Origin of the sequence: Citreicoccus inhibens (assembly GCF_019039035.1) — a bacterium.
Taxonomy (GTDB): domain Bacteria; phylum Myxococcota; class Myxococcia; order Myxococcales; family Myxococcaceae; genus Citreicoccus; species Citreicoccus inhibens.
This window is the reverse complement of the sequence record NZ_JAHNZT010000016.1, coordinates 100,598-112,625: the sequence shown is the minus strand read 5'-3', so window position 1 is coordinate 112,625 and position 12,028 is coordinate 100,598. Positions and strand designations below refer to the sequence as shown.

General features: G+C 70.4%; 5 protein-coding genes. All 5 read left to right on the top strand.

Annotated features, from left to right (window positions below; all coding sequences use genetic code 11):
• Window positions 1-8 precede the first annotated feature (8 nt).
• Window positions 9-1,082 carry an ArsA family ATPase gene (locus KRR26_RS19945; RefSeq protein WP_217080559.1) on the top strand — a complete coding sequence of 358 codons (1,074 nt, stop codon included), beginning with the start codon at window positions 9-11 and terminating at the stop codon, window positions 1,080-1,082.
• Window positions 1,079-1,510 carry a hypothetical protein gene (locus KRR26_RS19940; protein WP_120209762.1) on the top strand — a complete coding sequence of 144 codons (432 nt, stop codon included), beginning with the start codon at window positions 1,079-1,081 and terminating at the stop codon, window positions 1,508-1,510. Before KRR26_RS19945 ends, KRR26_RS19940 begins: the two co-directional genes overlap by 4 nt.
• Window positions 1,511-1,600: 90 nt before the next feature.
• On the top strand, window positions 1,601-4,438 hold the full coding sequence (locus KRR26_RS19935) for a KR domain-containing protein (RefSeq protein ID WP_217080558.1): 2,838 nt from the start codon (window positions 1,601-1,603) through the stop codon (window positions 4,436-4,438).
• Between the two features lie 20 nt (window positions 4,439-4,458).
• Window positions 4,459-6,483 (top strand): RiPP maturation radical SAM C-methyltransferase, encoded by a 2,025-nt coding sequence (locus KRR26_RS19930; protein WP_120209760.1) that lies wholly within the window; start codon window positions 4,459-4,461, stop codon window positions 6,481-6,483.
• 9 nt (window positions 6,484-6,492) lie between these two features.
• Window positions 6,493-12,027 (top strand): type I polyketide synthase, encoded by a 5,535-nt coding sequence (locus tag KRR26_RS19925; RefSeq protein WP_217080557.1) that lies wholly within the window; start codon window positions 6,493-6,495, stop codon window positions 12,025-12,027.
• Window position 12,028 lies beyond the last annotated feature (1 nt).

The following is a 12,028-nucleotide window of genomic DNA, read 5'->3' as shown; positions in this document are numbered from 1 at the left end:
GCCGTGGAATGACGCGCATCATCCTTGTCACGGGAAGTGGCGGAGTCGGAAAGACAACCGTGGCGGCCGCGACCGGCCTCGCCGCCTCGCGCCGAGGCACGCGGACGCTGGTGCTGTCCTTCGATCAATCGCGAGGACTTCGCGACGTGCTCGGCCCGGACGCGCACCTGGACATCCAGACCCTCGACGTCCACGCCGAGCTGGCGCGTGGCTGGAACGAGGGGCGGGGCGACATCGCCACGCTCCTGGGTGGGGGCCTGGAGGGGGTGACGGCGGACGAGGTGGCGCTCGCGCCGGGGCTGGATGAGCTGCTCGCGCTGCTCCTCCTGGAGGAGCACGTTCGCTCGGGGCGCTACGCGTTGATCATCGTGGACGGGCCCTCGCTCGGCGCGGCGCTGCGCTTCGTGAGCGGCCCGGCCTCGCTGAGCTGGTTCGTGCGGCGCTGGGCGGGCCCGGAGCGGAGCGTGCGCTGGGCTCGGGGCAATGTCGAAGCCCTCGCCCGGGTTCGCGACCGCCTGAGCGCGCTCGAAGTGCTGCTGCGCGACCCCGAGGTGACCACCCTTCGCCTCGTGACGGCCCCCCGCGCCGGCGCCGTCGAGGAGGTGCGTCGGGCGTACTCGGCCTTCTGTCTCCAGGGGCTCTGCGTGGACGGCCTGGTGGTCAACCACCTCGGCGCGGCTCCGGCGGAGGGCCTGGCTCGGGCGCTTCAGGCGCAGGTCGAGCCGCTGCAAGTCGTCGAAGTGCCCCGGCAGTCCGCCGAGGTCGTGGGCCCGGACGCGCTCATGGCCTTCGCGCGACTGCTGCACGCGGACGAGGACCCCACCGGGGCCCGCGTCACCTCGCCCGCGCTGGGGATCCGCAAGGACGCGGTGGATGTGTATTGCCTGGAGATCCATCTGCCGTTCACGACCCGAGACGAAATCAATCTCTCGCGTCGTGAGTCGGAGCTGGTCATCCAGGTGGGTGACTTCCGGCGAAATGTCTTGCTTCCGCGAATGATTGCCTCGTTGGCAACCACGGGAGCCCGGCTGGAAGGGAACAGACTGACGGTGAGCTTTCAACACGAGAGGAGAGACACATGACTTCGCAGAACAAGCGTTTGCCCAAGGGGTTCTTTCGACTGGAGACCCAGCCCGAGGAAGGGGCGCAGGTCGCCGGCTTCGTCGACGCTGTCATCCCAGGAGGGCGCGGCTTCGTGCAGCAGCTCTATCGCGCCAAGCGGGATTTCCTTCAGGGGGTGTCGCACCTGCTCGACGCGCAGATTCACGAGCTGGAGCACATCGACACGGCCATCCAGGATGACGCGCGCTCGCAGGGCAGCGAGGCCGGCGGTGATCGGCGCCTCAGCCCTCGCATGAAGACCCTCAAGCAGCTGATGGAGGAGGCCACGCGCGCGCGCGGCCAGGAGCCCAAGCAGGGCGAGGCCCATCCCCAGGCGCAAGCCCCGGCGCAGCCGAAGCCCGCCGCGCCTGTTCCGGCCACCGCGCCGGAGAAGATCAAGCTCACCTAGCGCCAGCGCGCTGTTGAACGACCACGACGTTCTTTCGCCCCGTGGGAGCCCTGCGCCCCACGCGAGGCGTCCAGTGAGGAGGCAGTCGGGATGGCACACGAGGGAACGGGCCGGATTCTCGCGGAGCGGCTCGCCGCGCTATCACCCGAGAGACGCGCGTTGTTGGAGTTGGCGCTGAAGTCTCGCGGGACCGCGACGTCCAACGAGGCGCCCAGCGCTCGGGGCCGCGCGCTCACGCTGGACGCGTTCTTCCGCGCCCAGGCGGAGCAGGGCGGCGGCACGGTGGGCGCGTTCCCCACGCTCGCCTTGCTCGGGGAGGTCATCCCCGCGTTCTCCTGGCTGGATGCGGCGCGCGGCGCGGCCTCGGGGGCGCAGGCCGTGCTTCTGGCGGAAGCCCACCGAGAGCTGCGGGGCGCGCTCTTCCGCAACGTAGACCTCACGCGCTGCGAGCGCATCCTGGGCTTCGGAGCAGGGCAGGGGCAGGAACTCGTCGCGCTCGCCCGCCGCACGGCGACGCGCCACCTCGTCGGTCAGGCCTCCTCCGCCGCCGAGGTGGAGGCCACGCGCCAACTCGTGCGCAGCCACGGCCTCGAGGAGCGCGTCGCCATCACCACCGAGGCGCTCGGAGGGGAGCGCGCGGGGGAGCCGTTCGATCTGGCCTTCGGGTTGGAGGCGCTGCGCCAGACAGAGGACCGCTCGGCGCTCTTCGCCGCGCTGGGCGGGCGGGTGAAGGAAGGGGGCCAGCTTGTCCTGGGCGACCTCTTCCTTCGCACCCGCCTGTCGCTGCCTCACGTCGAGCGGCTGGGGCTGCCGCTCCTCGACGAGCTGTGCGCGGACCTCTCGGCCCAGGGCTTCCTCATCGAGGACTGCGTGGACGCGGCGCGCGAGGCCGCCAACTACCTCCACGCGCCGGGGCTGGACGCGCAGCTGCAGCGACTGGGCTGGGCCCAGGATGACGTCCGGACCGAGGTCGCGCGGGCCCACGAGGCGCTCGCGGGCCTGCTCGCGGGAGACGCCGTCTCGTACCTGCTGTTGACCGCGCGCAAGCAGTCCTCGCTGGAGCCGTCCCAGCTCGAAGCGCAGAACCGCGAGCGGCTCATGCATGCCCCGCGCTACGCGGAGCTGCCGCACACGTGGTTGTACGCGCCGCGCTGGCGGCCCGCCTCCGAGCGCGCGCGCGAGCCCGAGGTGGAGGTCGCGCCCACGCCCGTCCACTGTCTGCTCTTCGCGGACCGGGGCGGCGTGGCGGAGGCGCTGGCCCGACACATCGAAGCCGCCGGCGGGCGCTGCACGCTCGTGCGCCCTGGTGCGGCGTACCGAGCGGATGGCGCGGGTGGACACGAGGTCTCCGCGCGAGCGCCCGAGTCCTTCCATCAACTCATGGCGTCGCTCACCGCGGCCGGCATCGCGCCGTCGCATGCGGTGTACCTGTGGAACCTGGATGCGCCCCGGCCAGAAGCGATGTCGGTCCTCGAGCTTCAGGATGAGTCGCTCGATGGGTGCGGCGCGGTGCTGTACCTCACGCAGGCGCTGCTCAAGAGCGGCGCCGCGTCACCCTCGCTCTGGGTCGTCACCCGCGGCGCGCAGCGCCTGGAGGAGCGGGGCGAGCTGCCCGGCCTGCTGGGCGCTCCGCTGTGGGGGCTGAGCAAGGCCATCGCGTATGAGCATCCCGAGCTGGATTGCCGTCGCGTGGACCTCGACCCCAACCGGGATGCCGAGTCCGCCGCGCTCGCGCTCTGGACGGAGCTGCGCGCCGGCTCGCGCGAGGATCAGGTCCTGTTCCGCGACGGGGGCCGCCACGTGCTGCGGCTCATGCGTCATCGCCAGTGGGATTGGGAGGGCGTGGGGCGAGGGGCGTTCCGCGCGGACGCCACCTACCTCGTGACGGGCGGACTCGGCGGTCTCGGGTTGATGGTGGCCCGGTGGATGGTGGAGCACGGCGCGCGCCACCTCGTGTTGCTCGGGCGCAAGCGCGCCAGCGACGTCTCCACCCAGGAGGTGGGCGAGATGCGCGCCCGAGGCGCGACCATCGTCTCGCTCGCGGGCGTCTCGGTGGACTCGGACCTCGACTTCGTGATGGCCGGCATCTCCAAGCGCATGCCTCCCTTGCGCGGGGTCATCCACGCGGCGATGGAGGTGGATGACGGCATCCTCGTGCACCAGACGCGGGAGCGCATGGGGCGCGTGTTCGCGGCGCAGGTGGCCGGCGCGTGGAACCTCCACCGCTGGCTCGCGGGCCGGCCTCTCGACTTCTTCCTGTCCTTGTCATCCTCGACGTCGCTCCTGGGCGGCTCGGGGCAGACGAACCACCTGGCGGCCACGGCCTTCTTGGATGGCTTCGCGGAGTACCGCCGCTCCCTGGGACAACATGCCCAGAGCTCCAGCTGGAGCGCGTGGATGCAGCCGGGTGACGAAGCCCTCCAGGCCCTGGATGCGCGCATGCGCAAGAAGGGCGTGGGCATGCTGCCCGCGGCGCGTGCCTTCTCGGTGTTGGAGCAGATCTTCGGGCCCGTGCCGGCGGCGGTGGGGGTGATGCCCATTCACTGGCCCACGTTCATCAGCGGCCTGCCGGGCGACGCGCTGCCGCCGCTGTTCGAGGACTTCTGGGGCGGCACGGACGCGGCCCGAAGCGACGCGGGTGGGCGTCGCGAGCTGCTGCGCCGCGTGCGGAGCGGCTCGCGAGACGAAGGTCGCGCGGCGGTGCTCGACTGGTTCCGCGCACGGGTGGCTCGCGTGCTCGAGCTGGGCGCTTCCCAGCTCCCCGAGCCCGAGCAGACTTTGCACGAGCTGGGCCTCGATTCGTTGATGGGCGTGGAGTTGAAGAAGCTGCTGCACAGCGAGCTTCGCGTCGAGTTTCCCCTCCAGGAGCTGCTGGCCGGCAAGAGCATCGGCGAGCTGGCGGACTCCCTCTACCTGGCGCTGCGCTGAATCCTTCAAAGGAGCTGGATGTGTCTGGTGATTCCATTCAAGTCCGATTCGTCGTCGCGCCGTTCCTCCCCGAGCATCAGCCCGCCCTCGGCGTCAGCACGATGCTCAGCCTCCTCCAGCAGAACGGCATCCGCGCGGATGTGCAGTATTTGAACGTGCAGTTCATGCGTCAGATTGGCTGGGAGCTGTATTACTACCTGTCCTACGCCACGCCCCCGGAGATCCTCGCCGGTGAGATGGCCTTCCTCCCCGCGTCGCCGGACCTGCTGTTGGGGGAGATGGTCTTCGCGCCGGCGCTCTGGGGCGACGCGGCGTCGAACTGGGAGGAGTATGCGGACCGGCTCACGCCGCTCCTCGAGGTGAAACAACACACGGAGGGCGCCAGCTCGGGCGGTGGCGCGCGCCGCGAGCAGGCCCTGCACTGGGGCCGGGCCCGCGAGCTCATCCGCGCGCTGCGCGAGGACAGCCCGCGCATCGTGAAGCAGTGGGCGCAGGAGATCCTCCGCGACAACCCCCGCGTCATCGGCTTCACGTCCACCTTCCAGCAGAGCCTGGCGTCGCTGGCGCTGGCCAAGGAGCTGCGTCGGCTGCGGCCCCGTGAGGAGCTGACGCTCATCATGGGCGGCGCCAACTGCGAGGCGGACATGGGCAAGGCCCTCGCGGACAACTTCCCGTTCATGGACCACGTGGTGTCCGGCGAGGGAGAGGGCGTCATCCTGAGCCTCGTGCAGAACGTGCTGGAGAAGAGCGGAGGGCGTCCCCAGCCGCGCTACGTGGCGGCGCCGCAGATCGAAAACATGGACTCACTGCCCATGCCCGACTTCGATCACTACTTCGCGGCCATCAAGGACATGCCCATGGCGAAGCGCGCCAACCTCACGGCCGAGTCGTCGCGCGGCTGCTGGTGGGGCGCCAAGGCGCACTGCACGTTCTGCGGCCTCAACGGCTCTGGCATGGCCTATCGCAGCAAGGACCCGGGCCGCTTCGTCCAGGAGATGCGCACGCTGTCTCGGAAGTATGGCTTCAACTTCTTCATGATGGCCGACAACATCCTCGACTTGAAATACATCAAGTCGGTGTTCCCGGCCCTCATCACGCAAGGTGATGAGCTGACGATGTTCTACGAGACCAAGAGCAACCTGCGCAAAGATCAGTTGGAGCTCATGGTCGCGGGCGGCGTCACCGAACTCCAGCCGGGCATCGAGAGCCTCAGCACGGCGGTGCTGGAGCTGATGGACAAGGGGACCACCCGTCTCCAGAACATCCAGCTCATCAAGTGGTGCGAGGAGTTCGCGATCAACGTCAACTGGAACATCCTCTTCGGCTTCCCGGGAGAGCTGCCGTCTGAGTACGCGGCGATGGCGGAGCTGATGCCCTCGCTGTTTCACCTGCCGCCGCCGGGCGGAGCCGGGAAGATCCGGTTGGATCGTTTCGCGCCGTACTGGAAGAGCCCGGAGAAGTACAAGCTCAAGAACGTCCGCCAGAAGTGGTCCTACGACTACGTCTACGCGCAGCTCCCCCCCGAGGAGCGGCGCCGCATCGCCTACTACTTCGACTACGACCACGAGGACGAGCGCGACCCGACCGTCTATCTCCAGGACACCCTCAAGCGCACCGAGCAGTGGCGCGACGGCTACAGCCGAGGCGTGACGCTGGAGCTCAAGACCGAGGGCAGCAAGACGTTCATCCTCGACTCGCGCGACGGCGCGTCGCGCGAGACACCGCTGACCGCGGACGGCTTGCGGCTGCTCAAGTTCATGGACTCCATCCAGAGTTCGCGCTCCGCGCTGGCGCACGTCAACGAGGGCCGCGAGGGCGGGCCGCTGTCGGAGGCGGACTTCGACGCGTTGCTCGCGAGCTTCGTCGAGCGCAATTGGATCATCAGCGAGGGCGCGCGCTACCTCAGCATCGTCCTGGACCGAGGTGAGCGTCAGCGCATCATCGACCTGAAGATCGCCGCGCAGCTCGGGACGATTGACTGGAAGAGCATGGGCGCCCGTCCAGCCGTGAGCCCGGGGCCTGCACTCGCCACCGCAGGACACTAGGTCGACACGATGCCCAACGATCCGACCTCCTCCTCGCCGGAGGCGATGACGCCCCTTCAGCGGGCGGCGCTGGCCATCAAGACCCTCCGCGCGCGCGTGGAGGGCCTGGAACAGGCACGCTCGGAGCCCATCGCCATCATCGGGATGGGCTGCCGTTTCCCGGGCGGCGCGGACAGTCCGCGCCAGTACTGGGAGCTGTTGCGCTCGGGCACCGACGCGGTGGGGCCGGTGCCCGCGGATCGTTGGGATGCGGACGCCTATTACGCCCAGGACCCGGACGCGGCCTGGAAGATGAGCGTGCGGGAGGGGGGCTTCCTCGCGCAGCCCATCGCGGGGTTCGACTCCGAGTTCTTCGGGCTCTCGCCCCGCGAGGCCAGCTACGTGGACCCCCAGCAGCGGCTCATGCTGGAGGTCGCGTGGGAGGCCTTGGAGGACGCCGGCATCGCCCCAGGCTCGCTCGCGGGCAGCGAGACCGGCGTCTATGTCGGCTTCTTGAGCAGTGATTACGGCCGCGTCCCCTTCAATGCCATCAAGACCGGGGACCTGCCGTATATGGGCACCGGCAATGAGCTGAGCTTCTCGGCGGGCCGTGTCTCGTATGTCTTGGGATTGCAAGGCCCCTCGATGGTGGTGGCCACGGCGTGCTCGTCCGCGCTCGTGTCCGTGCACCTCGCGGCGCAGGCCTTGCGCCAGGGCGAGTGCTCCCTGGCGCTCGCGGGTGGGGTGAACCTCATTCTCCATCCGGACAACAACATCGTCCTGTCGAAGATGCGGGCCCTCGCGCCGGACGGGCGCTCGAAGACGTTCGACGCCTCGGCCAACGGCTACGGGCGCGGCGAGGGGTGCGGCGTGCTCGTCCTCAAGCGGCTGTCGGATGCCCGCCGCGACAAGGACCGCATCCTCGCGCTCGTCCGAGGCTCGGCCGTGAATCATGATGGGCCGAGCGGCGGACTCACCGTGCCGCACGGCCCCGCGCAGGAGAAGCTCTTGCGCAAGGCGCTCGACTCAGCGGGGCTCAAGCCCGCGGACGTGCAGTACATCGAGGCACACGGCACGGGGACTCCGCTGGGCGACCCCATCGAGCTGCGTGCCCTGGACGCCGTACTCGGCGAGGGGCGCGGGCCCGAGGGGCTCCTGAAGGTCGGCTCGGTGAAGACGAACCTGGGGCACCTGGAGTCCGCGGCGGGCGCGGCCGGACTCATCAAGGTCGCCCTGTCGCTGCGCCATGGCGAGCTGCCGCCCCATCTCCACCTGCGTCAGCCCAACCCCGCGGTGGACTGGGCCCGGCTGCGCCTCACCATCCCCACGCGGCTGACCCCGTGGCCAGCGGGCGAGGCGCCCCGGGTGGCGGGCATCAGCGGCTTCGGACTGAGCGGCGTCAACGCGCACGTCCTCGTCGAGGAGGCACCCGCCGAGGCTCCGCGTGAGCCCGAGCCGAACCCTCGCCCCGTCCAGGTGCTGACCCTGTCCGCGCGGAGCCCGGAGGCGCTCGGCGCACTCGCCCAGCGCTACGAGGAGGCGCTCGGCGCGCCCTCGTCCGAGCCGCTGGAGGACGTCTGCTTCACCGCCAACACCGGCCGCACCCACTTCCGGCATCGGCTCGCGCTGGTGGGCGCCTCGCGCGAGGTGATGCGCGAGCAACTGCGCGCGTTCCAGCAGGGGCAGCCCGCGCCGTCGATGTTCCAGGGGAAGCAGGAGGGCACGCCTCGTTGCGCCTTCCTCTTCACGGGGCAGGGCGCGCAGTGGCTGGGCATGGGCGAGGAGCTGTTCCGCACCGAGCCGCTGTTCCGGCGCACGCTGCTCCGGTGCGACGAAGTGCTCGCGCCGATGCTGGGGCAATCCCTCACCTCGTTGCTCTATCCCGCCGCGCGGGACGAGCGTGCCCGGGCCCGGCTGGATGAGACGGGGTGCACGCAGCCCGCGCTGTTCGCGCTCGAGTACGCGCTGGCCCAGGTGTGGATGCAGTGGGGGCTGACGCCCGAGGCCGTGATGGGGCACTCGGTGGGCGAGTTCGTGGCCGCGTGTGTGGCCGGCGTCTTCACCTTGGAAGAAGGGTTGGAGCTGATCGCCACGCGCGCCCGGCTGATGCAGTCGTTGCCGGCGGGCGGTGCCATGGCCGCGGTCTCCACCGACGCGGTGACGGCGGAGGCGCTGCTGTCCAAGCACGGCCGGCGGGTGTCGCTCGCCGCCATCAACGGTCCGCGCAGCGTGGTGCTCTCGGGGGACGAGGACGCGGTGCGCGACTGCCTCGCGGAGCTGGCGCGCGACGGCAAGCGAGGCACGCTGCTGCGGGTCTCTCACGCGTTCCACTCCGCGCGGATGGACCCCATCCTCGATGCGTTCGAGCGCGCGGTGGCGAAGGTGCGGCTACAGCCGCCGTCCATTCCGCTCATCTCCAATGTGAGCGGCGAGGAGGCGGGGCAGGAAGTAACCCGGCCTCGGTACTGGGTGGACCACTTGCGCCAGCCCGTGCTGTTCGCGCGCGGCATGGAGACGCTGGAGCGCGCGGGCATCCAGTGCTTCGTGGAGCTGGGGCCTCGTCCCACGCTGCTGACCTTGGGGCAGGAGTGCCTCTCGCGCGAAGGCCCGAAGTGGGTGGCCAGCCTTCGGCCCGAGCACTCGGATTGGAAGCAGATGTTGGAGGGACTGGCGTCCCTCTATGTCGCCGGCGCACCGGTGCGGTGGGCGGGACTCGATGAAGGATGGGATCGGCGCAAGGCAGCGCTTCCCACCTATCCCTTTCAGCGGAGGAAGTACTGGATGGAGCTCGCGGGTACGGAGTGGGATCGACAGGGGACGCGTGCGCGGGACACCGCAGGGACCGAGCAGGTTCATCCCTTGCTGGGACGTCGTCAGGCTTCGCCAGGACAGGTGCGCGCGTTCGAGTCCTTCGTGGCGCCATCTCGGCCCGCGTTCCTGCGCGACCACAGCGTCTTCGGTCAGGTCGTGATGCCAGGGGCCGCGTATGTCGAGATGGGGCTCGCAGCCGGCGCGGCGGTGCTGGGCGCGGGGCAGGCACGGCTGGACGAGGTGACGTTCGCGCAAGCGCTCCTGTTCGCGGATGCAACGGAGCGACGCCTGCAACTCCTCTACACCCCCGAGGGCGATCGCGCGGGGCGATTTGAAATCTTCAGTCAGGACGATTCTCAGGGCGAGCCCGAGCCGACCTGGACGCTCCACGCGCACGGACGCCTGTCCTCGACGCCCGCTGCGTCGGGGGCTCGCGTGGACCTCGCACGACTCCAAGGCGAGCTTGTTCAAGAGGTGGACGTCGAGGGCTACTACGCGAAGCTCCAGCGCGCGGGGCTCGCCTATGGCCCCAGCTTCCGCGCCATCCGGGGCCTGTGGACTGGGGACGGCGCCGTGCTCGCGCGGCTTGCACTGGAGGGCGCGGCCATCGCGGACGCGGGCCGCTACGCCTTGCCGCCCGCGCTCCTCGATGCGTGCTTCCAGATGGTGGGGGCCGTGGTGGAGGAGTCGGCGGACGCGGCCTACCTCCCCGCCGGAGTCGGCGCGGTGCGCGTGTGGAACCCGGGTGCGAAGGAGGTGTGGGTGCACGCGAAGGTCTCGCGGACCGACGAGCCCTCGGGGCCGGGGTACGCCTGCGACCTCGTGTTGCTCACTCCGGAGGGCGAGCGCGTCGCGGAGGTCGAGCGCCTGCGTCTGCGGCGAGTCACCCGCGAGGGGTTCCTGGGCGCGCGCGGCAAGCGCCTGCGCAACTGGCTCTATGAGCTGGCGTGGCGGGAAGCTCCTCTCGCCGCGACCACGACTCCGCCCGAGCCCGCGCAGTGCCTCATCCTCGCGGAGGCGCGAGGTCTGGGGCGCGCGCTGGCCGACCGGCTCGAAGCAAAGGGTTGGCGTGTCGTGACCGTGGCGCGAGGTGCCACGGCCACCGAGTCCGACGAGGCGCGCGTGGAGGCGTTGCTCGCGAAGCGAGACGCCACGTCGCCCCTGCACGTCATTGACCTGTGGAGCCTGGAGGATGCGGCGCGAGGTTCGGCTGTTCCGGACGCTGTCCTGGCGCAGGGCTCGCGGGTGTTGAAGCTCGCGCAGTCACTCATTCGGGCGCAGAAGCAGGCGCCGACGTCCCTCTGGCTGGTGACGCGCGGCTCGCAGTCCGTGTTGGAGCGTGAATCGGTGGAGCATCTGGAGGGCGCGGCGCTGTGGGGCCTGGGCAAGGCCATTGCTCGCGAGCATCCGGAGCTTCACTGCCGCCGCGTGGACCTGAGTCCGCGAGCCTCCGAACGCGACGTCGAGCACCTCCAGGCCGAGCTGTTCGGCAGCGGCGCGGAGGAGGAGATTGTGTGGCGCGGAGAGTCGCGTCGCGTGGCCCGTCTGGCGCGCAGTCGCCGCGTGGCGATGTCCGAGCCGGAGCCCACGCTGAGCCCAGACGCGAGCTACCTCGTCACCGGGGCGTTCGGAGGTCTGGGATTGGCCGTGGTGGAGCGGCTCGCGGAGCGGGGCGCGCGGCACCTTGTCCTGCTCGGGCGGCGCGAGCCTCAGGTGGAAGCGCGCGCGCGGCTCGACGCGTTGAAGGCGCGCGGCGTGGAGGTCCACGTCTTCGCATGCGATGTGTCGCGGGCGGAGTCGCTTCAGCAGTGCCTGGATGCGGGCCTGAAGGGCCGTCCGCCACTGCGCGGGGTCCTGCATGCGGCGGGTGTCATCGACGATGGCCTGTTCATGCAGATGACGCCCGAGCGCTTCGCGACGGTCTTCGCCGCGAAGGTCGCTGGCGGCTGGAATCTGCACCAGGCGCTTCGCGAGACGCAGCTGGACTTCTTCATCCTGTTCTCGTCGGCCGCCTCGTTGATCGGCTCGGCGGGGCAGGCGGGCTATGTGGCGGCCAATGCCTTCCTGGACGGGCTGGCGCAGCTGCGCGTCGCCTCGGGGTTACCGGGCCTGAGCATGAACTGGGGCGCCTGGGCGGAAGTGGGCGCGGCCTCCGAGGCCCAGCTCCAGCGGCGCATGGAGATGCTGGGCTTCGGCGTCATCCCTCCCGAGGAGGGCCTTCGGGTGCTGGAGCAAGCCCTGTCGCTGCGCGGGCAGCTTGGCATCCTCCCAGTGGATTGGGAGGTGCTGGGCCGCCATGGCCGGCTGCCGCTCTACGAGGGCTTCCTCCAGCCCGCGGCAGCAGCGACGGTGGAGAACCTGCGCGCGAAACTGGATCGCCTGCCACCCGATGAGCGCCGCGCCGCGCTGCGGGCCCATGTGGGCACGTTGGTGAATGGGGTGTTGGGCCGGCCCGCCCTCGAACCGCTCGACCCTGCCCAGGGCTTCTTCGATCTCGGCATGGACTCGCTGATGTCTGTCGAGCTGCGCAACGTCCTCCAGCGCAGCCTGGGGGCCTCGCTGCCCGCCACCGTGGCGTTCGACAACCCCACCGTGAACGCGCTCACCGAGCACCTCGCGGTCGAGGTCCTCGGCCTGCGCGACGCCTCGAAGGAACGCAAGGTCGCCGAGGACGCGGAGGTGGACGCACTGCTCGCGGACGTGGACGACCTGGATGACGGGCAGGTGCAGGCCATGCTGCGCCGCTCCCGCTGAG